The organism is Jilunia laotingensis, from assembly GCF_014385165.1.
In the GTDB taxonomy this organism is placed as follows: domain Bacteria; phylum Bacteroidota; class Bacteroidia; order Bacteroidales; family Bacteroidaceae; genus Bacteroides; species Bacteroides laotingensis.
In genome coordinates, this window is sequence record NZ_JACRTF010000001.1 from 71,352 (window position 1) to 94,803 (window position 23,452).

Below are 23,452 nucleotides of genomic sequence, written 5' to 3' on the forward strand. Positions count from 1 at the left end.
CTCTCATTCTCAACCTGTTTATATCCCCTTTCATCGGGTATCCACAATCCGCTTCTTGAACGTCCTAGAGCGGCAAATTCATTCTATTTTATCAGGAAGCAATTCTTCCTGTATATTCGTCATACTCCCCCACAAGCTGTAACGAGCTTCCGGATTCATACCTTCAAGTTGATGTAAAACCCCTTTCATGTCACTTCGGCTCGATTGTGATTCATAAGGACAATTCTTCATTTGCTTCTGATACTGATGTAACTCGGCCAATTCCAACAGATCAGACTCATGCACCAAACACATAGGACGAATAATCGTCATATCAAATTTTTTCATCACCAACCGCGGAGGCATTGTACTGAAAGCACCCTGATAAGTAATGTTCATCAGCAAAGTCTCAAGAATATCATCCATATGATGCCCCAACGCAATCTTATTGCAACCCAGTTCCTTGGCTACTGTAAACAGAGCTTTTCGACGATTCCAGGAACAAAGGAAACAAGGTGATTTGCGCGTATCGGTAGAAGGGTCGAAAGAGGTTTCATAAACCACCAAAGGAATACCGAAAGCTTCCGCATGGCTACGCAAATACATCAAATCGCTTTGATAAGGAATATTCTTCATCACTACATGAACAGCCACAACAGAGAATCTAGGTTTGAATATACGTGCCCGTCTCCCCAATAGTTCGACCAAAGCAAGCGAATCTTTCCCACCAGATAGACCAATCAAGATTTTATCTCCTTCTTCAATCAGTCCATACTGCACTACTCCCTTGCTAAATCTCCGATCAATACGACGCAATACCTGCTCTTCTATTGTAAACTTTGTCATAGTTTCAAAAATCGGCTGCAAAAGTAAGCGAAAAGATTGATTTAAAGAAGAATTAACATAATAGAATAACATAAAAATAGAATATTCCCGATTAATTCGTATTTTTGAACTCGTGAAATAGTTACAGGCTATAACGGTACGTATAAACGATCGAAAGATAAACGTACTCAATTGAAGAAACAGATTAAAATTTTTAAAGAGATAAATCAAACTGCTTCTAAAATACTGTCTGCAAACTGAAAGCTAAAAACTTAGAAACATGAAGAAAAAACATATTTTATTCCTTTTATCTTGCTTTATATTAACGACCCTATCTGCCCAAACATTGGAACAAGCAAAAGCAATGTACAATAAGGGGGAATATGAACAAGCCAAACCGGTATTTAAGAAATTTGTAAAATCTCAACCGGCAAATGGCAACTATAACCTGTGGTACGGGGTAAGTTGCTTGAAAACAGGGGAACCGCAAGAAGCCTTGAAGTATATCGAAACAGCTGTAAAGAAGCGTATCCCGACCGGACAACTCTATTTGGCAGAGACTTACAACGATTTATATCGCTTTGACGATGCGATCAAGAATTACGAAGAATATATAGCCGAACTTACCAAAAGAAAAAAACCGGTGGAAGATGCTGAAAAGCTACTTGAAAAAACTAAATCTAATCTGCGAATGCTGAAAGGAGTAGAAGAAGTATGCGTGATAGACAGCTTTGTGGTAGATAAGACGGATTTCTTGAATACATATAAAATCAGTGAGGAATCTGGCAAGTTATTCACATACAATGACTATTTCAAAACGGAAGGTAAGCATCTTGGGACGGTTTATGAAACCGAATTGGGCAATAAAATTTATTACGGAGAAGCTGACAAGAACGGATTGATGAACATCTTGTCTAAAAACAAACTACAAAACGAATGGAGCAAAGGATATCCTCTACCCGATAAAATCAATGCCACAGGCAATACTAACTATCCCTATGTACTGACTGACGGTGTAACCATCTACTACGCTTCGGATGGTGACAATTCTATCGGTGGCTACGACATCTTCGTAACCCGCTATAATACTAACACTGATACATATCTTTCACCAGAAAACGTCGGAATGCCCTTCAACTCACCCTACAATGACTACATGTATGTGATCGATGAGTACAACAATCTGGGCTGGTTTGCTTCAGACCGTTTTCAACCGGAAGATAAAGTTTGTATTTATGTATTTATTCCAAACGAATCGAAGCGAGTATACAATTACGAGGCAATGGATACTAAGCAGATCGTTGCATTGGCACAACTTAAATCACTAAAAGCTACCTGGAAAGATCAAAAGGAAGTTGCAGCTGCCCAAAAAAGACTGGATGCGGCCATTCATCATAAACCGCAAGAGCAGTTTATTGCCGATTTTGAATTTGTCATTGACGATCATACAATTTACTATCACCTTAGCGATTTCAAAACTCCGAAAGGAAAAGAGTTTTTTAAAAAATATCAGCAAAAGGAGAAAGACTACCGCCAACAGATGGAAAAGCTCGACGACCAACGCCAGTGGTATGCCCGCGCGGGTAAAGACGAGAAAGCAAAAATAGCTCCAGCCATTCTCGATCTGGAAAAACAGATACAACAAATATCACAAGAATTGGAAAGCCTCGCTATCCAAGTGCGTAATGCAGAAAAACAACTTATAAAATAACAAGACTATGGATGTACTAATAATTATTGTACTCATTATTGCCGCTGTCATACTGTTCCTTGTAGAACTGTTTGTCATTCCTGGAATCAGTGTTGCCGGGTTCGCAGCACTGGGATGCATCATTTATGCGAATTATTATGCATTTGCCAATTTGGGTACAGGTGCCGGATTCATCACTCTGGTTGTCTCAGGAGTGGCATGCATCGGATCACTTGTCTGGTTCATGCGGTCTAAAACCTTGGATAAGATTGCCCTAAAGAAAGATATCACATCCAAAATAGACAAAAGTGCTGCCGAAAAAGTAAAAGTGGGCGATACAGGGATAACTATCACCCGTCTGGCACAAATCGGCAACGCGGAGATCAACGGAAACATTATTGAAGTAAAAACGCTAGAGGGACTACTCAATGAAAAAACTCCGGTCATTGTCACTCGGATTACCGATGGTATAATATATGTAGAGAAACAAAAACCCTAATATTCACTTAATTCAAAACTCATTATGCTTGAACCGATGTATCTGACTATCATTCTGATAGCGGGAGGAATTGTCTTCCTGGTTCTTTTCTTCCATTATGTACCTTTCTTCCTTTGGCTATCAGCCAAGGTATCTGGAGTCAACATCTCTTTGGTACAGCTTTTCCTAATGCGTATTCGTAATGTCCCGCCATACATTATTGTACCGGGTATGATTGAAGCCCATAAAGCTGGTTTGAGTAACATTACTCGCGATGAATTGGAAGCACATTACCTGGCAGGTGGACACGTGGAAAGAGTTGTACATGCACTGGTGTCTGCTTCAAAAGCCCGTATCGAATTACCATTCCAAATGGCTACAGCCATCGATTTGGCAGGACGTGACGTATTCGAAGCCGTACAAATGTCGGTAAACCCGAAAGTAATCGATACTCCCCCTGTAACAGCCGTAGCAAAAGACGGTATTCAGTTAATTGCCAAAGCACGTGTTACAGTTCGTGCCAATATCCGCCAGTTAGTGGGTGGTGCTGGCGAAGATACGATTCTCGCCCGTGTAGGTGAAGGTATCGTTTCATCTATCGGTTCATCAGAAAATCATAAGTCGGTGCTTGAAAATCCGGACTCTATTTCAAAACTAGTACTCCGCAAAGGGTTGGACGCAGGAACAGCTTTTGAAATCCTATCTATCGACATAGCAGATATCGATATAGGTAAGAATATTGGCGCAGCTTTACAAATAGACCAAGCGAATGCAGATAAAAACATCGCTCAAGCGAAAGCCGAAGAACGCCGCGCAATGGCTGTAGCCCGGGAACAAGAAATGAAAGCAAAAGCCGAAGAGGCACGTGCAAACGTGATTCAAGCAGAAGCTGAAGTTCCGAAAGCCATGGCAGAAGCTTTCCGTAACGGTAATCTGGGAATTATGGATTATTATAAAATGAAAAATATCCAAGCCGATACGTCTATGCGCGAAAATATAGCAAAGCCGGTCGGTAGCAATACGGACAAACCTCTCAGCGAATAATTGACAACTATTCGAGAATACCGGAGTTCCATTGAGTTTTCCTAATTTAATAAACACTTTATGGAACTCTGCGTTATTTATTAAAAGAACTTGTTTATTAGTAACCTCCTATTGACATGAAAAAGTATTTTCCTTCCTCAGAGTTGATTATCAACGAAGACGGTTCAATATTCCATCTGCATGTAAAGCCGGAACAACTGGCCGACAAAGTGATTCTGGTCGGTGATCCCGGACGCGTGGCATTAGTGGCTTCCCATTTCGACAAAAAAGAATTTGAAGTGGAGAGCCGCGAGTTTAAAACCATTACCGGAACCTATAAAGGTAAACGCATCACCGTGGTTTCAACGGGCATAGGCTGTGATAATATCGACATTGTGATGAACGAATTGGATGCACTGGCAAATATAGATTTCCAGACTCGCGAAGAAAAAGAACATCTCCGGTCATTGGAATTAGTACGTATCGGCACTTGTGGCGGACTCCAACCGAATACTCCGGTAGGTACTTTCGTCTGTTCAGAGAAGTCAATCGGATTTGATGGTTTGTTGAATTTTTACGAGGGACGTAATGCTGTCTGCGACCTTCCTTTTGAACGTTCATTCCTCAATCACATGGGCTGGTCGGGTAATATGTGCGCTCCGGCTCCGTATGTGATAGCTGCCGATGCTGACCTAATCGACCGTATAGCTAAAGAGGACATGGTTCGTGGAGTGACAATTGCCGCTGGTGGATTCTTCGGTCCCCAAGGTCGTGAACTGCGTGTACCATTGGCAGACCCACATCAAAATGATAAGATAGAGAAGTTTGAATACAACGGACATAAAATTACAAACTTCGAAATGGAAAGCTCCGCACTGGCTGGGCTTGCCAAACTAATGGGACATAAAGCCATGACCGTTTGTATGGTAATAGCCAACCGATTGATAAAAGAGGCAAATACTGGCTATAAGAATACAATAGACACGTTGATCAAAACAGTTCTCGACAGAATTTAATGAATTTATCATTTACCGCCATCGACTTTGAAACGGCTACAGGCTATATGGAAAGTGCTTGTGCCGTTGGCATTGTAACAGTTACAGACGGTGTAATATCCGATGAATATTACAGCCTCATCCAACCTCCCGAAAACGAATATTGGCGTTCGAATATTTTAATACATGGCATCACCCCGGACATGACTGAATCATTGCCCGGGTTTCATGCCATCTATCCCGAAGTAAGAAAACGGTTACAGGGGAAAAACAATTGTTGCCCATAATGAACAATTCGACCGCACCGTCCTACAACATACCATGCACATGTACGGTCTTGATTACGATGAACTGCTACTTAGTGAAAAATGGGAATGCACCTGTCGTATCTACCGTTCTTTAGGATATAAACCTGCCAATTTGAGTGCTTGCTGCGAAAGGCAGGGTATTGCACTAAAACATCACGAGGCTTTATCGGATGCACGGGGCTGCGCAATGCTTTATCTCAATTTTCTTGAGAGTTACTATCCGGTCAATACCCTATGGTAAATCGTTCTTGATGATGAACCGGCTTTTCCAATTCATCAATCATGGCAGCGGCATAATCCTGAACAGAAATATGGCTGTTACCTACTTTATCGACTATCATATCATCTTTTCCCAATCTGTATCTGCCGGTACGTACTCCCGACCTCATATCTGCTGCGGGTGAAAAGAATACCCAATCAATCTCTTTTTCTTTTTTCAGGAAATCCAGATAGAAACTTCCTAAAGCCCGGACTCCCGGTAGAATCTTTTCGGGTACCTCACCTGAATCCATCAACCGAAGCCCGGGAGCAATGAATAATGAACCTGCTCCACCTACCATAAGAAAACGATTCACACCGGCTTTCTTCACTCCATCGATAATATTGAGATACACTTTAATCGTTTCATTATAGATATTCGGGTTATCCCAGCCGGGATTATAAGCACTGATAACAGCATCTGCCCCTTTACAAACATTATATACTTCCTCAAGTGAAGAGACATCCGCTTTCTTCACTTGAAGGTTTTCATTCTCAATCTTAATCTTTTCCGGATTACGAACAACCGCCGTAACATGAAATCCTCGGTTCAGAGCTTCGTTCAAAATAGCCGAACCTACAAAGCCACTGGCTCCGATCAATACGATATTCTTCATACTGTAATTTATTTAGCATCCGGATAAATAACACTCACAAAAACAAATTGTTGAATACCTCAAAGAAAGGAAAAAACAACCTTGTCCAATTTAAAATTACAGAATAGTAATACTCCATACGCCATAGTAAAAGAAAAGTCCTTCTACAAATAAGCTTCAATAACTTCCTTCAATTTCTCCAAAGGATAAGGTTTAGCTATTACTTCATTACAACCAGCCTGTAAAGCTTGTTCACTTTCCTTACAGCAGGCATAGGCTGTGACTGCTATAATCGGAACAGAATCTGAATAAGTACGTATTTTAGCAGTTGCCTGAATACCATTCATCACAGGCATTCGGATATCCATTAATACCATGTCGGGCTTTTCTCGTAGGAAGCTATTAACGGCTTCCTCACCATTCGATACCCAAAGTAGAGTATATTCCTTCCTCAAAAAAGCACTTATTTGTAAATAACTTGCCTCAACATCTTCAGCAACCAGAATCTTCTTTCTGCCACCCTTGTGAACAATATTATTCATCGTATTATATTTGCCACTTTTCTCTGATTGGTCTTGTCGGTATGGTAAATAAAGATCAAATGTGCTTCCTTCACCCGGTTTAGATTCAACCTCTATCCGTCCGCCAAGTCGTTCAACGATACTTTTGCAAATAGGCAATCCTAAACCTGTTCCTTGTACAAAATCATTAATCTTTTCAAAACGATTGAATATCAAGGGTAACTTTTCTTTGGAAATACCACAACCGGTATCCTCAACAGAAAGTTTTATCCATTCTCCCTCAATGACGAGCCTTAAGGAAATACTTCCTTTTTTAGTATTCTTGATAGCATTCGATAAAAAATTAAAAAGCACTTGAGTTACTCGATTCCGATCCGTAGATATCCATATTTCATTATCAGGACGGCTAACGATCAGCTCCACGCCATCCTTCATTTTAATACGATGCACTTTTTCGACTTCATCTACCAGACTACTCATCTCCGTTAATTGACAACACATCTCAGATTTACCGGACTCAATACGTGATAAATCAAGAATATCATTAATCAACTGCAACAATAAATTACTGTTTTGTTGGATTATATGAAGGTATTCCTCCTTTTCTTTCTCATCTTCCGTAAGCGCAATAATTTCCGAGAACCCGACAATAGCATTTAAAGGAGTACGGATCTCATGACTCATATTCGCAAGAAAAACAGATTTCATTCTGTCAGCCTCTTCTGCACGTTGTTTTGCCTCCACCAATTCTCGCGAACGACGTACACGCTCACCAATATCATGGATCAATGCAAGTACTTTATTGCTTTCGAACGGAGCAATTCGTGCCTGAAAATAATATCGCCCGCTTTCCACATCCAAAGGATATTCTATTTCTTTTAACTGCCCATCCTTCAAACAATCATGAATAGTTCGAATAAACAAGTCACTCACTTCAGGAGAATAAACCGAACGCCCATCGATTCCTTTCAATACTTCGACAGGATGGAGTAATTCAATTCCCGGAGCAATCAGCACATCACGAATAAAAAAGTTATCGTCAAAAATAAAAATAAACTCCGGCAAAGCCTCGATTACTTTCCTGTTTCGCTCCTCCAAATGCCTGATCTGCAATTCTTTTTCACAACGAGAAGTAACGTTAGCAGTATAAGCAATTATCTTAGTAGGATGACCTTCCGAATTCTTCTGATAAGAGATAAAATTATCTTCCAGCCAAATAACTTCACCATGAACACCGATACAACGGACAATAATCTGCGAAGTCTTCGTATCGGACTCCAACATCTTTTCAAAAGCAATTCGATAAGGAAGTATGTCTTCAGGAGCGGCAAAACGATAAAAATCATCAATATCCATAAAAGAAATACCAGCGTCTTTCAATCCGAGAATGTGGAAATATTCATCAGTAAAACTACATTTCCCCGTAGGGATATCATACTCCCACATTGCAATCTTATGCCCCGCAAGAACAGAGGTTATTTTCAAATATTCTTCTTGCAGTTTTGCAAAATCCTCAAACAATGAATTTTCCACATTTGTCATACTTTACTATTGTTTCGTTCGGTGTATGTCAACAAAGATAGAACAATAAAACATATCTTATATCACTTTACTTCAAATTTTATAGAAGAAAGTTCTATCTTTGTAAGCCAAAAAACAAATAGTGATAATGAACCAAGACACCATCTGCGCTATAGCCACCGCACAGGGGGGAGCCATCGGAAGCATTCGTGTTTCCGGTGCCGATGCCATAGCTATTACAAACCAGATCTTCACTCCTGTCAAAGTTGGTAAGAGACTCACCGATCGAAAGCCTTATACACTAACTTTTGGTCGTATCTACAATGGGGATGAGTTATTAGATGAAGTACTCGTAAGCTTGTTTCGTGCCCCACACTCTTATACGGGAGAAGACAGTACAGAAATCACCTGCCACGGATCTGCCTATATTCTTCAGCAGGTCATGCAATTACTCATTAGAAATGGTTGTCGGATGGCACAACCTGGCGAATTCACTCAACGTGCATTTCTGAACGGTAAAATGGATCTCAGTCAGGCAGAAGCAGTAGCCGATCTGATAGCCTCTTCGTCCGCAGCCACCCACCGCCTAGCCATGAGCCAAATGCGAGGAGGATTCAGTAAAGAATTGGCAAATCTTCGCGAACAACTTCTTAACTTCACATCCATGATTGAATTGGAACTCGATTTCAGCGAAGAAGATGTAGAGTTTGCAGACCGTTCCGCCCTTAGAACTTTAGCAGATGGAATAGAAAAGATTATCGAACGGCTAGTTAATTCTTTCAATGTGGGCAATGCAATAAAGAATGGTATTCCCGTTGCCATAATCGGTGAAACAAACGCGGGAAAATCAACGCTTCTTAATGTGTTATTAAATGAGGAAAAAGCCATAGTCAGTGATATACACGGTACAACACGTGATGTTATCGAAGATACTATAAATATTGGTGGCATCACATTTCGTTTCATCGATACTGCAGGAATACGTGATACGAATGATACTATCGAGAATTTGGGTATCGAACGTACTTTCCAAAAGCTTGACCAAGCCGAAATTGTACTTTGGATGATTGATGCAACCGACGCGTCTTCACAAATAAAGCAACTTTCAAGCAAGATACTTCCTCACTGCAAAAATAAATATGTAATCTTAGCATTCAACAAATCAGACTTAATTTTAGAAGAGCAAAAAGAATCTATTAATTCACTAGTTTCTCACTTAGCTCATAATCACATTTCTTCCATTTTCATTTCTGCAAAGAATAGATATAACACAGAAGAATTACAACAATTATTAATTAGTGCCACCCATCTGCCTACCGTCACTCAAAATGATGTAATTGTTAGTAATGTTAGGCATTATCATGCCTTATCACGCGCCTTAGATGCCATTCATCGTGTTCAGCAAGGGTTAGACATCAATCTTTCCGGAGATCTTTTATCACAAGATATACGAGATTGCATATTCCATTTATCAGATATTGCAGGAGAAGTTACAAATGATATGATTTTACAAAATATATTTATGAAGTTTTGCATCGGAAAATAGCCTATACAAAACATTGACAATCAATAATTTGAACGTTTTAAACCAAAGTCAACAAAGAGATTAAACAGCTACAAATCAAATGATTAGCATCATATAACAATAACAACAAAACAAAATGATCTCATTTAAAAAGGTAAACTTATTACCATATTTTGTTACCTTTGTACATAAGTAATTCCGAAAACAATGAACAATCTATTATACTATCCATACATAAATCTACCAAATACTGATTGGACTATACGAGCCCTGCTTTACTATGACAATATTAGTTCTATAGTACCAGCTCAATATTTCCATGAACCAGAACACTATGAGCCTTTCATGCGGGAGGTGATTCAACGTGAATTACTCACTCCGATAAATCCTATGACTGTTCTTGAAAATCCATGGGAGGTTTCAAAAATATTTATTGACTATCTGAACGTGAAACAGAATATTTTAGAAAAAAGGAGATTATCTTTGGAAAAAAATAAAACATATCAGATTCATAGAGACAAATTCTCATTTAGGAAAAATACTACTCACTTACATGCTAATAAATTTGATGATGAAATTTTCCACCATCTTATTCATATGGGATTGGCAGAACGGATAGACGGTTATTGGTATAATGTAGAAAAGAAAACTGCCAATGAACTCATGATTTTTTTAACTTCAGTAATTGCTAATAAGATCGATTATCAGCCGGCTACAGATAAGATTGATTGTAGTTTCGCTACAACATATATGCGAAACCAAGATATTGAATTACGAACAAGACAGTATAAAAGAGATTTGATACTTAACAATTTGATACCATATCCTAAACAGATAGATTTGATCAATCTTAGACGATTTAAAGATAAGCATCGTGATTTGCTAAACGCATTTAGCAACAAAGTAGAACTATTAGTTCTAAATCCAACAATCACTCCGGAATCGCCATTATTCAAAATAACTCTTGAGGATATGAAAATGGCTAAAGAAGAATTATCCGCAAGGATGAATGAAAGCCATATAGGTGATATCGTTTTTGGAACAATATGTGGAACTATTTCCGCAGGAATAGGATTACTAGCCAGTCCTGTTTTAGGTGCTATACCCGGCTTCCTAAACGCTATTTATTCAGCATGTAAAATTGAAAAACCTGAAAATGTAATTGATCAAACAGGATTAAAATATCTGGCTTTAGTCGATAAAAGATTGAGAAGACAATAAATATCTTCAAAAACGAAATACCACCTATGCTATTTAAAGAACTTTTGGCGCTGATTTGTTGCTCAGCGACGTGTGTTTTAGATGCCAACTATCTTATTTACAACAATATAAGTTGTATATTTTTTCAATTCTTGCATCGGAAGGCAAGCGAAACAGCAATTACCAACAATAAGTATAGCTCACTATCGATTAATAAAGCATTGAGGTTCAACGCCTTTATTTCTGTGATTAAGTAATTGAAAGCAATTATTTTATGAGTGAAATATACATTAGGTCCTTTCAGACATCATTTTTTATCTTATATCCATTTAAGCCATAATACAAAATATAAGCTTCTCCAAGAATGACCAATACCCAGGTCCAATGCCAATTTCCACCCATCAGGTCGGCTAGAATCCCCTGCAGGAAAGGAATGATACCCCCACCAACAACTCCCATAGTGAGTACTCCGGAAGCTTTTGTTGTATATATGCCCAATTTGTTGGTAGCTAAGGTAAAAATAGCAGGCCACATGATGGAATGGAAGAAGCCAATACCTGTCAAAATCCAAGGATTTGCTAACAACATGGCAACTATAAGTAACGCAATGGCTCCAACGGAAGCTATAACTAGTTGCCTCTCTGAAGATATTTTTTTGATGAAAGAACCAAGAAAACGACCTAAAAGAAGAAGCCCCCAATATAAAGCTGCCATATGAGTTGCATTAGAGGCAAAAGCTCCTCCTAATTCAGAAGCATACATATTAACGTTAGCTCCGACAGCTACCTCGATACCGACATAAAAGAAAATACCCCATACACCTAATTTAAGATGCCTGAAAGACCACACGCTCTTTTCAAGCTTTTCTCCCGGGGATTGTATGACGTTATCCATAGATGGCATTTGTACTCTGTTTACAAAAAACGACATAATCATCATCAACATGATTAAAACTGCAAGTGGCAATACAAATTGTCTAGTACTAATGTCATGCAGCGGTGTTCCATAAAAGATAAGATAACTAATGATAAGCGGTGCAACAGCCATGCCAATAGAATTACTCGTGCCACCGATCATCTGCCGTTGCAGGGCAGTCGTACTCCCTATTTGACAAACGGCAAGATATAAATTCAGTACTACCTGTAGGACAGTAGCAGCCATCCCGATAACAAAGGAACCCAACAAAAAAATAAAGAAACCGACAGATATCTCGTTGCCAAGGATTGAAATCTCTGTCGGAATATAGATATGGAAAAGTACGGCTATTTCATAGATTGTAAGTCCCGCAACAAGTATAAGCAATGCAAGAAAAGATGTTTTTCGATACCCATATTTTTCTAACCAGCGAGTCCCAAATCCTTGTGACAGTGGATAAGCAAGGAACCATGAGAAATTCAACATTGTGACTAATGCATTTGTAATATTACCATCATGAGGCAACATAGCCGTTTGCAGCGGTATCTGAAACTGTTGATTGATTACGGTAAAAAGTCCTACTATAAAATAAAGTACCAGCATTATAGTAAATGCGACAAAGACGTTCACTCCTCTAACCGGATTTCCCTTTTGAATCATTATGAGATAATTTTGATTTTATGTTTTCACAACAATTCTTCTCATTGGAAGGTTTTGTAAAAGTGCATTATTATCTTACTTATAATAGTCGCTCTTTTTCTCAATCAAACTGCACTTCGACACAACTTCATCCATACATTCATATTTCATGCACAAACAAAAATTTTCATATCAACTTATCATATTATAACTGAAAACTATTACATTTGTATATAGACATCATTGGTTAAACGAATAGCTATGAATATTATGTAGATCGAGCAAGCTCATAAACAAATTCATTTATTGAAACTTAAAAACAGGAATTATGAACATTCAGAGTTTTATCCAAAACTATCGAGAGGCTTTCGGAACGTATGCTTCCCTCCCCATTTCTTTTTATTACAGTGACACACCACTGGCTGAAACAGAAAAGATAAACGGTTGTTTTTTCAAGGGACTTCATTCTGTGCGTGAAGGAAATCCCATAAGCCTGAATGCAGAGGTTATCGGCTGCGGAGGTGGGAAGTTCTACACCGGATTTTCCGAATTGCCGGAGCATGTACCCGGATTTGTTTCTACTAAAGAACGATACAAACAAACGCCTGAGATGGTTCTTGAATTCATCAAACTAATAGACGTGAGACGAACGGATAAAAAATATCTGAACTTCATCCGCATTGATCAATTGGATAGTTTCGACAATATGGAAGGCCTGCTCTTTTTTGCAACCCCGGACATACTATCCGGTCTATGCACTTGGGCATGCTTTGACAACAACGATACCGATGCAGTGACTTCCCTGTTCGGCTCAGGATGCTCAAACATTATTTCTACCGCAGTACAGGAAAACCGAATGAATGGACACCGGACCTTTCTCGGTCTGTTCGACCCATCAGTCCGTCCATACGTCGGTGCCAATGAACTTAGTTTTGTAATCCCCTACTGCCGTTTTAAGACAATGTATGAAACAATGAAGTCATGTTGCCTTTTCGATACACATGCTTGGGAAAAGGTAAAAGGACGTATCAATTCTGAAAAAGGATGCTGATTGGGATACAGATATTGATTTGTAATGCTCGAAACAGATAATCAAATAGGTTTATTATGATCGTTCAGAATTTCACCACCTTTGTCCAATATAAACTCATTTAATGAAAACAAACCGTCCAACACCACATGAATACAATGAACTGCTACAGTTGTGGGAGGCATCTGTACGCAGTACCCATCACTTCTTAACAGAAGGAGATATTCAATTCTACAAGTCCATTGTACCACAATATTTCCCCAAAGTCGATCTTTACGTAACACGGGATGAGCAGAATAAAATCACTGCATTCATGGGGTTGAGCGAGGAAGTTATCGAGATGCTTTTTGTCCATCCTAACGAACAAGGAAAAGGCTTGGGGAAGCAACTGATTCATATTGCAATCAATGATAAAAAGATTAAGAAAGTTGATGTAAATGAACAGAACACCTCAGCTCTACAATTCTACTTACACATTGGATTTAGAATAATTGGGCGGGATTCAACCGATGCTTCCGGCAAACCGTTCCCGATATTGCACCTACAACTTGCATAAAAGCATATAATTCCTGAACGAGTATATTGATCACTTAAGCAGCACACTCATTATAAAGGAATTAAGTTTCAATTATCAACTATTAATAGTCATCGCGTTGGATATTAAAGGCCGGCAGAGTGGATATTAATATCCAGCACGATAGCTATTAATCACTAGTAAACCGAATATTAATAGGGATCGTGAAGGATATAGTTGCCCCAAAGCCAGTCCTTCAAAGTTCTGAAAATGAATGCCATATAATTTCGTTGTAAACATCAACTGCCTTTGGAAGCTGGATGAGCGCATAAATGACAAGCCCAACTATTGCAAAACCTTATAATTATTGATACCTTTGCTTCATAATCAGATAAATGGAACAAAAAGTCATGGCAGATAATTACATAGAAAGGCAATATGAAGAATACGAAGCCAGAAAAGCGGCTTGGGAAAAAGCCCGTAAATTTGGCAAAAAGAAGAAAACAAGTAAAATCCCCACCCGTCAACCGAAAATGAACCAAGAAGAAACTCCTCCTGAAAAAGAGGATAAATAAGTTAATCGGCATGAATACGAATTTTTCTCTAAGAGAAGCCAATCTCAATGACCTATCCCTTTTACAACCGGTTTTTGAAAAGAGTGTACGACAAACTTGCATTCGCCATTATTCGAAAAGGCAAATAGATGCTTGGATAAACAAAGCCTCCCCAGAGCGATGGAAAGAATTGCTGGAAAGTGATTTGCATTTCATTGTAGCGGAAGATACAGAAAAGGATATGATTGCCGGTTTTACTTCGATCAACAAAAAAGGTTATCTGCATAGCATGTTTGTAGCCCCGGATTATCAACGGCAAAAGGTTGCAAGCCTTTTACTTAAAGCTGCAGAGAGTTTCGCTGGCCGACACCATGCTGAATTCGTCTTCACAGAAGCCAGTAAAACCGCAAAACCTTTTTTCGAGTTCATGGGCTATCAGACGGAAAGGAAACAGACCGTTAGTGTCAACCAGGTGGAAATGATTAACTTCGTGATGAAAAAATACTTAAGCTTTAAAACGGTGTCTAATGAAAATCTCTCAGGTTATTGAAAACAAAAAAGATTATCTTGACCTCTTGTTGCTCGCCGATGAACAGGAGTCAATGATCGACCGGTATCTGGAAAGAGGCGAAATGTTCGTCCTCACTGATGGGGATAAAACCGTTGCCGTCTGTGTCGTTACCAATGAAGGAGAAGGCGTGTATGAAATCAAGAACATTGCAACCGCACCACTTTTCCAACGAAAAGGGCATGGGAAGCGATTGATCGATTTCCTATGCCAACACTATAAAAAGAATGGCCATACAATGTTGGTAGGCACCGGAGACAGCCCGTTGAGCATACCGTTCTACGAACATTGCGGTTTTACATACTCACATCGTATTCCTGACTTCTTTACAAAGAATTATGATCATCCGATTATAGAAGATGGAAAGCTGTTAACAGATATGGTTTATTTAAGAAAACCTTTGTAATGTTGCGCAAAATGATTCCAACTAACATATGGGATCATTATCTCTTCACGGATTACACAGCTTTAGAAAATTGAAAGTTGCGTAATCCGTGGAAACTTGCACCAATGCTTTTAATTGAAGTGATATAAGAAAGTTGCCACACCCTCGATCGCTTTCTTAGGTTGATCTTTAATTTCAATGGCAAATTTAATCTCAGCTTTCGCAATCCCCCGCAAATTTGCCAGAGACTGCAATTTGGCAACCAGACGGATGCTCTGCCCAGCCAAGACAGCCTGACCGAACTTCATTTTATCCATGCCATAATTAATCATCATCTTCAGATTGTTCACTTCAATGATCTGATTCCAAAGAAACGGCAGCATCGACAACGTAAGATAACCGTGCGCAATCGTGCTATGAAAAGGGCTTTCCACTTTTGCACGTTCCGTATCCACATGTATCCACTGGTGATCCAACGTTGCATCTGCGAAAAGATCGATACGTTCCTGAGGCAGTTCCACATAATCGGAAACACCTATTTGCTGGCCTACCAGCTTTTCAAAATCTTCATAAGAGTTAATTATTACCTTATCCATGTTTTTATATTTAATGAATTCTTTTTGAATATGGAGTGCAAATGTACGAAATATTATCAGTTATCCGCGTATCTCCTGGCAAGAGAAAAGATCAGGACACTTACCGGCAGCTTCCTTCAAGGCATTTGTCAATATCCTGTATCCACCACTATTCAAATGGACATCATCGATAGTGAAATCCGGATTCAGCCGTCCATCCAATAAAAGCCGGTCGAAGACATCGAGATATACGATATCACTGCCCGTTACCCTTGAACGTATCTTATCGTTCAGTGCAGCGATAAACTTGTTCACAGCCGTGCTTCCTCCGGGATAATCGTTCCGTGGAAAAATACAATAAAGAAAAGTCCTCCGGGCAGAAATCGCCTTTACCGCCTTCACATAACGGTCTGCATAAGCTTCCATAGTATCATAAGTCAGCCGATAGATATCGTTTGTACCAAACTGGACGACGGCATTACTATCGCTCACATTTTTGTCAAATGATTCTATATAGTCGATACCTTCACCCGGAACACCGAAATTCAGACATTCCCACTTCGGGAAGTAGACCTCAAGCGGCCAAAAAGCGATATGACTGTTGCCGACAAAAGCAAAGACAGGTTTTTCTGAAGAAGCACATGAGACTGGATCAACTAAAGACATACTAACGATCTTTTAATAATTACTTTGAGTTTGTTTATATCTTGCAATTGTAATCAAAAGGAATGAAATGAGCATACAAAAATGATTTTATTATCACAGACAACTCCGTTTTTGTACGAACAGGTCCTTTGAATGGCAGAAAAAACGGAAAAGAAAGTAGAAAATAATATCCCACCACTAATCCTACGGATTTACAGGAATTCTATTTCTAAACCAAGATCACAAACCCACATAAATCCGTATTTCCCGTGATGAGATATATTTATCACTCAGCATTTTATTAATCGACACCTACGATATCATTCAGTTCAGGATGCCTTTGCAACCATTTCACTGCATAAGAACAGGTTGCTTTCGGTTTTAAACCATTTGCCAAAGCATAATCATAAGCAGCTTTCACAAGCGCAGCCGCAATTCCATTACCCTCCAAAGGACGGGGGACGATGGTATGGATTATATCCAGACATCCGTTCAACAAACGGTATTGTACAAAAGCCGTCCGGCCTTCTATTTCAGTTTTGAACATTCTCTGTTCGGGCACATGAATAATCTCAAATTCCATAACTCAATCTATTTACTGGTTCTACATATCTTTAAATCTGCTCAATCCACATCAGCTTTCCCGTATCATACCCACGCTGTGCGGCTGCATGCAGCAATTTCTTCTTTATATCTTCGGGCAAATGAGGCGTACGGCTCAATATCCACAAATACTTGTCGGAACGGCTTCCGATAAGAGCATAGTTATACCCTACGGTATCCAATTCCAAAACATAATAATCGGAATAAAACCAAAGGAAGAAGGAAACCTTCAACCGTCCCGGAAATGCCGGATCGGGAACATAAGCCTTACCGATCGCCTTTTTATGTATCTTTTTGCCTTCCTCGTTGCGAACTCCCTCATTCTCCACACGCAAAGTTCCATTGGGCAGCAATGTGTAAGTAGCCGTCACCTCCGACATGCCACGTTTAAAGCGATGATCGTAACGGGCTATCTCATACCAACGCCCTAAATAACGCTTCAAATCAAGTTCGTCCACTGTAGTGCGATCTGTACCCGAAAAGAGTTTTTCTAATGTAGGTGTCTCAAACCGGAAATTCATTTCCTTCAGCCGTGTGGGACGGACAGATGGTCCTGTGGTAAGAAAGGAGGCCGCTTCACCATACATGAAACGAAACACGAACTTTGGCACAATGAGCGTCAACCCTGCATTGTAAGCTTTTGACATGGCTTTAGTAAAAGCCCATTGCGAAACTTGCTGAGGTGCCACCAAGTTCACCACCCCGCTGACAGATTCATTATGGATGATAAAATCCATTGCCCGGCAAAGGTCACGTATGTCTATCCACGGAAATGGTTGAGTTCCCGGGCCAATGGCTGTTCCTATTTTTGCTAACTTCAACGGCCTCAACATCTGTACCATTGCGCCTCCGTCCGGAGAGATGACAATGCCGAAACGGGTGATGACAAGACGAGTCTGCGATGGACAACGCCGTGCCTCCTTCTCCCATGCATAACACAAATCAGCAAGAAATCCCCCACCCCGGGTATTGGTATATTCGTCACTATCTCCTTCCGTCGGATAAATCCCTACGGCAGAAGCAGAGATCAGGACTTTCGGTTTGGTACGCACAGCGTTCAACGCACTGATAATGCGGTGTGTCACGCGGATTCGGCTGTCATAGAGTTCACGCTTATGCTCCGGTGTCCAACGCTTACTGATGGGTGCCCCCGCCAGATTGATCACCACATCACAGTGCGACAGCGCTTGGGTCAGATATCCCAGCATACCTTCACGAAACATGGGCCGTGCCAGAGGTATTACCCGGTGCCCGCGCTCCGTGAAGTATGCTGTGAGATGTCTGCCTATGAAGCCGCTGGCTCCGCTGATTGCTATATTCATTGCGATGATACGTTTTCTTAATATATACTACAGAACGTATTAAAAGCAGGAAAAGTTCTTTGCAGGAAACGAAATGGGATTATCTTTGCACGCATGAAAGCGAAAAACGCTACTGCATCCCTAAAAAAACTCTTGCCATGATTGAAGCACCCGAAGCCCGTTACCTGACCGAACAGTTGAGTCACCTTGTAAAAGGTAACTACCTCTAAGGCAGTATTTATCACTGCCGGGGTGCCAGCAATTAAGCAATAATCTGTAAAAGCCGATCCTTTCCTGACAGAAAGATCAAAAATACACCTATTTCCTAACATAGACTTTTAAATAAAACTCCAGATAAATAGCCCTCTTCTCTTCCGGATGAAATAATATGCAAGAAAGGACAGAGAAAAGGTTATAAATATACGGTAAAGATAGATTCATATACCCTTCATCGGTGAGCAACTGTCTCTTCATCGGTAAGCAACCGTCCCTTCATCGGTGAGCAACCGCCCCTTCATCGGTGAGGAAGTAGTCGAACATCACCGAAGAGATGCTTGAGAAGTCATCAGTAGACAGAAACAGGACTATTTTTCTCCAGTCGTCCGATAAGAACGACCGATTTTAAAGCAACAAAAAGATCGGAGAATAGCAAGTTTCGCATCTTTTATCAGCAAAATACGAAACATGCCCAATGATATGCGCACCAAACGGACATTCGGTTTCCTTTTTAATATTCCACTATTTAAAATAGAGTGAGTTTTTCAAACTTATCAACCAAAGGCACGGAAAAATGTTATCTATAAGCGATAGAAAATACAAATTGTCATTTTGACCAATCTCCCTGGTTAAGTTTAAAAAGAAAATATGTATCTTTACATCCCACAATAAAATTAAGAAGTCAAATGAAACCTATACGTACCAACTATATCATCGGATTTGCGCTTGCCCTCTGTGCCGGAGCCGCCATTCCTTTCCTCATCGGCAGCATTCAGCCCGGTGAGCCTCATTCCATCAAATCCGAAGTACCCTATTGCGTCACTCCTCCCAGCGTACCGGAAGAGGCAGTATTTGACGGGAAAACCATCGATCTGCGCCGCTACGACCGTCATGAACGGATGGACAGGGAAATGATGGCTTTCACCTATATGCATTCCACTACCATGTTAATGCTGAAACGCGCCAACCGGTATTTCCCTGTCATCGAACCTATATTGAAGGCTAACGGCATTCCGGACGATTTCAAATATCTCATGGTCATCGAAAGTAGCCTTAATCCCATCGCCCGCTCCCCGTCGGGAGCCGCTGGACTATGGCAGATCATGCCCGCCACCGGTCGTGAATTCGGACTTGAAGTAAACGATAACGTAGATGAACGTTATAATATAAGGAAAGCCACCATGGCCGCCTGCGATTACTTCAAACAGGCTTATGCCAAATATGGCGACTGGATATCCGTTTCCGCTGCCTATAATGCTGGCCAAGGCCGCATCTCCACCGAATTGGATAAACAACTGGCAGATCATGCAATGGATCTCTGGCTTGTGGAAGAGACTTCCCGTTACATGTTCCGCCTGTTGGCTGCAAAAGAGATATTCAACAACCCACAGCGGTACGGTTTTCTTCTGAAACGGGAACATTTGTATCCACAAATACCTTATAAGGAAGTAATTGTGGACACCGAAATAGCCAATCTGGACGAATATGCCCAGCAAAACGGAATCACTTATGCCCAACTTCGTGATGCGAATCCTTGGCTCCGCGCCCATTCGTTAAAGAACAAAAGCGGGAAACGGTATGTTATCCATATACCGACGCAGGAAGGCATGAACTATAACCCGAAAAAGACAGTTCCGCACAACCCGAAGTGGGTGATTGATTAGATGTTCTAATCATTTGATTTATCAAACAGGATTTATGAAACTCAAGGATCGACTCAATCATTTTCTGCACAATCAGGCGTTGAAACATAAGTTGTATGTCATCATTTTCGAGTCCGATACTCCGGCAGGGAAGTTGTTTGACGTGGTTCTCATCGTTTGCATCATCCTAAGCATACTGCTTGCTATAATCGAAAGCCTGCAAGGACTTCCTTCCTGGCTTTCAACTCCTTTTGTCATACTCGAATACCTGTTCACAGCCTTCTTCACCTTCGAGTATATCACCCGGATTTACTGTTCACCGAATCCACGCAAATACATCTTCAGTTTTTTCGGCATCATCGACTTATTGGCAACTCTGCCCCTCTATCTCGCTTTCTTTCTGCCGGGAGCAAGATACCTGTTAGTGATCCGGGCTTTCCGCATCATCCGGGTATTTCGTATTTTCAAACTTTTCAATTTCTGGATGGAAGGTGAAAGGTTGCTCACTTCATTGAAAGAGAGTAGCAAGAAGATTGCGGTATTTTTTCTCTTTGTCGTCATCCTGGTAACCGCCATCGGCACACTGATGTACATGATAGAAGGTACCCAGCCCAATACGCAGTTCAACAACATCCCCAATAGCATCTACTGGGCAATAGTAACCATGACAACCGTGGGCTACGGTGATATCACTCCCGCTACCGCACTCGGAAAGTTCCTTTCTGCATGTGTCATGCTGATAGGCTATACCATCATTGCGGTTCCTACAGGCATCGTTTCCGTTTCGATGATGAAAGAGTACAAGAAATTGAAAGGCTTTGCATGCCCCAACTGCCAAAAGACAGGACATGAAGAGAACGCCACATACTGCAAATACTGCGGGCACTTGTTACATCCGGACGAGAAAAAGTAAACGCAACGGTCAAAGATACCAATGCGTCCGTCTTTTATACCCCAAATACGCCTGAGAAGCTCTTTTGCGCCTTTCCATCCTCCGGCTTGTCCATTCCGCAATCCATAAGAGCAGACAGCCAATTGCGTAGCATACGATATCCAGCCAGTCGAAAGTAGAACCCAGAACAATCCGGGCAAACACGTTACCAGACAAGCCCAGCATGTCAGCAAACTGAAAATACTGAAGCACCTCTATGAAACAGGCAAACGAAAACACATAGACCGGCAACCAAACTAAAGAGCGGGGGATGAAAATCCTTATAAAGAAGTAAATAAGTAGCACTACCAACACATCACCGATATAAGGACGGACAAAAGCATCATGAACGTATGCCCCGATAAAGAATTCTATTATCAGCAGGACAAGAAAACATAGCAGATAGATCAATCTTTTCTTCATATCAACATTTTATGCAGGTAGGCACTAATCTTTTGACTGCAAAAGTACGTTATTTATTAAAACAATCGTATCTTTAGGAGGTAATTTAATGAAATAAAAACAAGATAGAAAGGAGGCAACACATATGACACTGGATTTTGACTTCGCATTAAGATTATTGGTGGCGGGAATATTGGGAGCCGTGATCGGTTTGGACAGGGAATATCGGGCAAAAGAAGCCGGATACCGTACTCACTTCCTGGTATCACTGGGTAGTGCTTTGATCATGATCGTTTCACAATACGGATTTCAGGATATTATAAAGGAAAGCAGCGTGACACTCGATCCAAGCCGTGTTGCCGCACAAGTAGTGAGCGGCATCGGATTTATCGGTGCGGGAACCATCATTTTCCAGAAACAGATAGTCCGTGGCCTGACCACTGCCGCTGGATTATGGGCGACAGCCGGAATAGGTCTGGCGATCGGAGGAGGTATGTATATACTCGGCATCTCGGCTACCGTGCTGACACTCATCGGACTCGAAGCTCTGAGCCTGATATTTAAAAGGTTGGGAATGAAAAGTTATATGATTTCGTTTTCTACAGACAATAAAGATATCCTGAAGGCCATTACCGACAAGTTCAATACCCGATCTTATACCATCGTTTCTTATCAGGTGGAAAAACAAGGATATAAAGATTCCATAATATATCAAGTGACGATGGTTTTAAAATCGAAGAAGCATTATGACGAAGGGCATTTGCTGTCCTTATTACAGGAATTTCCGGACATACTGGTGAACAGTATCGAATGAAGTTTATTTCTGTTTCTCCGTAATATACTTCCAATAGCGTACCGGCATATCCTGTTTATGTTTTCTCGGATTGAGTCTCTCTTTGATGGTGATAGATTTGAAATAGGTTTTCCATAAACGCTGGAAGAGTTTCTCATCCTTATCCATCAGCGTTTCATCCAGCATACCGGTGATAAGATGGGAGGTACTGCTTTCATCGTCAAAAGTTACCTCTTCCACCGTCTGCAAATCGTAATAATACCCATAACGTCGCTTCATATCATAGATCAGCCATTTCTGATCGGCAAAACGGTCTTTGAAATGGTTGACAACAAGAGGCAACGCATTGTGTTGCGGTTCAAAAGCAGCAAAGAAAGTACCGTCAGCAGCTTTCTGAAAACGCACAAACTGCACCATACGGAGCCGTTCCCAATCCACACGTTTCCATATCCGTGAAAGTTCCAACACATCGGGATCACTGAAATTGGTTTCTATAGACCTCGGAGAATCGATTGCTTTCCGGATGTAACGAAACAATAGCATACCTACCTCGGGGAGTTCCGAAAGCCAGCACCACGTAAGTGACGAAAGGGCGGACGAAGATAACTTCTTCTGCAATCCGCGCCAGACGCGTCCGGCCTTCTCTTCATCGGTAATCACGGTGAAAGACTCTTCATAAAACAAAGGTAAAGCATCTCCTGCCGAAAGCAGCAAATCCGGGAAAGTCTTGCGGTTGTAAGCATCGAACACAGCGGTCAGCAATCCCTCAAAGGTCTTATCGTAGATAAATATATTCATAGGCACTATCTAAACGGACGT

The 23,452-nt window shown here is 40.7% G+C and carries 24 protein-coding genes and 2 pseudogenes; 16 read left to right on the forward strand and 10 right to left on the reverse strand.

The window, feature by feature from the left end; translation table 11 throughout:
• Nucleotides 1-78 precede the first annotated feature (78 nt).
• Nucleotides 79-825: a PP-loop family protein gene (locus H8744_RS00345; RefSeq protein ID WP_262432928.1), complete on the reverse strand. Its 747-nt coding sequence runs from the start codon at nucleotides 823-825 to the stop codon at nucleotides 79-81.
• Between the two features lie 259 nt (nucleotides 826-1,084).
• Between H8744_RS00345 and H8744_RS00350 the strand changes: the two genes are divergently transcribed.
• The 5 genes and pseudogenes from H8744_RS00350 (at nucleotide 1,085) to H8744_RS18790 (ending at nucleotide 5,539) form a co-directional block, all read left to right on the forward strand.
• Nucleotides 1,085-2,515 carry a tetratricopeptide repeat protein gene (locus H8744_RS00350; protein WP_262432929.1) on the forward strand — a complete coding sequence of 477 codons (1,431 nt, stop codon included), beginning with the start codon at nucleotides 1,085-1,087 and terminating at the stop codon, nucleotides 2,513-2,515.
• A 7-nt stretch (nucleotides 2,516-2,522) separates the two neighbouring features.
• On the forward strand, nucleotides 2,523-2,993 hold the full coding sequence (locus H8744_RS00355) for an NfeD family protein (protein ID WP_262432930.1): 471 nt from the start codon (nucleotides 2,523-2,525) through the stop codon (nucleotides 2,991-2,993).
• A 24-nt stretch (nucleotides 2,994-3,017) separates the two neighbouring features.
• On the forward strand, nucleotides 3,018-4,016 hold the full coding sequence (gene floA, locus H8744_RS00360; RefSeq protein WP_262432931.1) for a flotillin-like protein FloA: 999 nt from the start codon (nucleotides 3,018-3,020) through the stop codon (nucleotides 4,014-4,016).
• Between the two features lie 116 nt (nucleotides 4,017-4,132).
• A complete protein-coding gene (locus H8744_RS00365) occupies nucleotides 4,133-5,011 on the forward strand; it encodes a nucleoside phosphorylase (RefSeq protein WP_262432932.1) in 879 nt (292 codons plus the stop codon).
• Nucleotides 5,011-5,539, forward strand: a pseudogene (locus H8744_RS18790) (3'-5' exonuclease). The gene H8744_RS00365 and the pseudogene H8744_RS18790 overlap by 1 nt, the downstream one beginning before the upstream one ends.
• Here the strand turns inward: H8744_RS18790 and H8744_RS00380 are convergent.
• Both H8744_RS00380 and H8744_RS00385 read right to left on the reverse strand, forming a co-directional pair.
• On the reverse strand, nucleotides 5,523-6,173 hold the full coding sequence (locus H8744_RS00380; protein ID WP_262432935.1) for an NAD(P)-dependent oxidoreductase: 651 nt from the start codon (nucleotides 6,171-6,173) through the stop codon (nucleotides 5,523-5,525). The pseudogene H8744_RS18790 and the gene H8744_RS00380 overlap by 17 nt on opposite strands.
• 143 nt (nucleotides 6,174-6,316) lie before the next feature.
• On the reverse strand, nucleotides 6,317-8,215 hold the full coding sequence (locus H8744_RS00385; RefSeq protein ID WP_262432936.1) for a PAS domain-containing hybrid sensor histidine kinase/response regulator: 1,899 nt from the start codon (nucleotides 8,213-8,215) through the stop codon (nucleotides 6,317-6,319).
• A 127-nt stretch (nucleotides 8,216-8,342) separates the two neighbouring features.
• Here H8744_RS00385 and mnmE point away from each other — a divergent pair, with 127 nt between their 5' ends.
• Nucleotides 8,343-9,740, forward strand: coding sequence for a tRNA uridine-5-carboxymethylaminomethyl(34) synthesis GTPase MnmE (mnmE, locus tag H8744_RS00390; protein ID WP_262432937.1), 1,398 nt, complete (start codon nucleotides 8,343-8,345; stop codon nucleotides 9,738-9,740).
• 186 nt (nucleotides 9,741-9,926) lie between these two features.
• The gene (locus H8744_RS00395; protein WP_262432938.1) at nucleotides 9,927-10,940 is read left to right on the forward strand and encodes a hypothetical protein; all 1,014 of its coding nucleotides are present in this window, start codon (nucleotides 9,927-9,929) and stop codon (nucleotides 10,938-10,940) included.
• Between the two features lie 279 nt (nucleotides 10,941-11,219).
• On the opposite strand, the gene H8744_RS00400 is transcribed toward H8744_RS00395, so the two are convergent.
• Nucleotides 11,220-12,494: an MFS transporter gene (locus H8744_RS00400; protein WP_262432939.1), complete on the reverse strand. Its 1,275-nt coding sequence runs from the start codon at nucleotides 12,492-12,494 to the stop codon at nucleotides 11,220-11,222.
• Between the two features lie 307 nt (nucleotides 12,495-12,801).
• Between H8744_RS00400 and H8744_RS00405 the strand changes: the two genes are divergently transcribed.
• From H8744_RS00405 to H8744_RS00425, 5 genes and pseudogenes are all read left to right on the forward strand, one after another.
• On the forward strand, nucleotides 12,802-13,524 hold the full coding sequence (locus H8744_RS00405; RefSeq protein WP_262432940.1) for a DUF169 domain-containing protein: 723 nt from the start codon (nucleotides 12,802-12,804) through the stop codon (nucleotides 13,522-13,524).
• A gap of 103 nt (nucleotides 13,525-13,627) precedes the next feature.
• Complete coding sequence (locus tag H8744_RS00410) at nucleotides 13,628-14,059, forward strand: GNAT family N-acetyltransferase (protein WP_262432941.1); 432 nt, start codon at nucleotides 13,628-13,630, stop codon at nucleotides 14,057-14,059.
• A gap of 368 nt (nucleotides 14,060-14,427) precedes the next feature.
• Nucleotides 14,428-14,521 (forward strand): annotated as a pseudogene (locus tag H8744_RS18795) (SDR family NAD(P)-dependent oxidoreductase); the annotation flags it as partial.
• An 81-nt stretch (nucleotides 14,522-14,602) separates the two neighbouring features.
• A complete protein-coding gene (locus H8744_RS00420; RefSeq protein WP_262432943.1) occupies nucleotides 14,603-15,121 on the forward strand; it encodes a GNAT family N-acetyltransferase in 519 nt (172 codons plus the stop codon).
• Nucleotides 15,099-15,545, forward strand: a complete 447-nt coding sequence (locus H8744_RS00425; protein ID WP_262432944.1) for a GNAT family N-acetyltransferase — start codon at nucleotides 15,099-15,101, stop codon at nucleotides 15,543-15,545. Before H8744_RS00420 ends, H8744_RS00425 begins: the two co-directional genes overlap by 23 nt.
• A 110-nt stretch (nucleotides 15,546-15,655) precedes the next feature.
• Here H8744_RS00425 and H8744_RS00430 read toward each other — a convergent pair whose 3' ends face one another.
• From H8744_RS00430 to H8744_RS00445, 4 genes are all read right to left on the reverse strand, one after another.
• Nucleotides 15,656-16,120, reverse strand: a complete 465-nt coding sequence (locus tag H8744_RS00430; RefSeq protein WP_262432945.1) for a MaoC family dehydratase — start codon at nucleotides 16,118-16,120, stop codon at nucleotides 15,656-15,658.
• A gap of 60 nt (nucleotides 16,121-16,180) precedes the next feature.
• Nucleotides 16,181-16,765, reverse strand: a complete 585-nt coding sequence (locus H8744_RS00435) for an SGNH/GDSL hydrolase family protein (protein ID WP_262432946.1) — start codon at nucleotides 16,763-16,765, stop codon at nucleotides 16,181-16,183.
• A 280-nt stretch (nucleotides 16,766-17,045) separates the two neighbouring features.
• A complete protein-coding gene (locus H8744_RS00440) occupies nucleotides 17,046-17,327 on the reverse strand; it encodes a GNAT family N-acetyltransferase (RefSeq protein WP_262432947.1) in 282 nt (93 codons plus the stop codon).
• A gap of 31 nt (nucleotides 17,328-17,358) precedes the next feature.
• Nucleotides 17,359-18,669 (reverse strand): TIGR01777 family oxidoreductase, encoded by a 1,311-nt coding sequence (locus H8744_RS00445; protein ID WP_262432948.1) that lies wholly within the window; start codon nucleotides 18,667-18,669, stop codon nucleotides 17,359-17,361.
• 59 nt (nucleotides 18,670-18,728) lie between these two features.
• Here H8744_RS00445 and H8744_RS00450 point away from each other — a divergent pair, with 59 nt between their 5' ends.
• The 3 genes from H8744_RS00450 (at nucleotide 18,729) to H8744_RS00460 (ending at nucleotide 21,420) form a co-directional block, all read left to right on the forward strand.
• Nucleotides 18,729-18,878, forward strand: coding sequence for a hypothetical protein (locus tag H8744_RS00450; RefSeq protein ID WP_262432949.1), 150 nt, complete (start codon nucleotides 18,729-18,731; stop codon nucleotides 18,876-18,878).
• Nucleotides 18,879-19,550: 672 nt separating this feature from the next.
• Nucleotides 19,551-20,528: a lytic transglycosylase domain-containing protein gene (locus tag H8744_RS00455; RefSeq protein WP_262432950.1), complete on the forward strand. Its 978-nt coding sequence runs from the start codon at nucleotides 19,551-19,553 to the stop codon at nucleotides 20,526-20,528.
• Nucleotides 20,529-20,562: 34 nt separating this feature from the next.
• The gene (locus tag H8744_RS00460) at nucleotides 20,563-21,420 is read left to right on the forward strand and encodes an ion transporter (protein WP_262432951.1); all 858 of its coding nucleotides are present in this window, start codon (nucleotides 20,563-20,565) and stop codon (nucleotides 21,418-21,420) included.
• Nucleotides 21,421-21,429: 9 nt separating this feature from the next.
• On the opposite strand, the gene H8744_RS00465 is transcribed toward H8744_RS00460, so the two are convergent.
• Nucleotides 21,430-21,861, reverse strand: a complete 432-nt coding sequence (locus H8744_RS00465; protein ID WP_262432952.1) for a ribosomal maturation YjgA family protein — start codon at nucleotides 21,859-21,861, stop codon at nucleotides 21,430-21,432.
• A 124-nt stretch (nucleotides 21,862-21,985) separates the two neighbouring features.
• On the opposite strand from H8744_RS00465, the gene H8744_RS00470 reads away from it, so the two are divergent.
• On the forward strand, nucleotides 21,986-22,654 hold the full coding sequence (locus H8744_RS00470; RefSeq protein WP_262432953.1) for an MgtC/SapB family protein: 669 nt from the start codon (nucleotides 21,986-21,988) through the stop codon (nucleotides 22,652-22,654).
• A 3-nt stretch (nucleotides 22,655-22,657) separates the two neighbouring features.
• On the opposite strand, the gene H8744_RS00475 is transcribed toward H8744_RS00470, so the two are convergent.
• Entirely contained in the window at nucleotides 22,658-23,431 is a 774-nt protein-coding gene (locus H8744_RS00475) for a TIGR03915 family putative DNA repair protein (protein WP_262432954.1), read from the reverse strand.
• Between the last annotated feature and the right edge of the window lie 21 nt (nucleotides 23,432-23,452).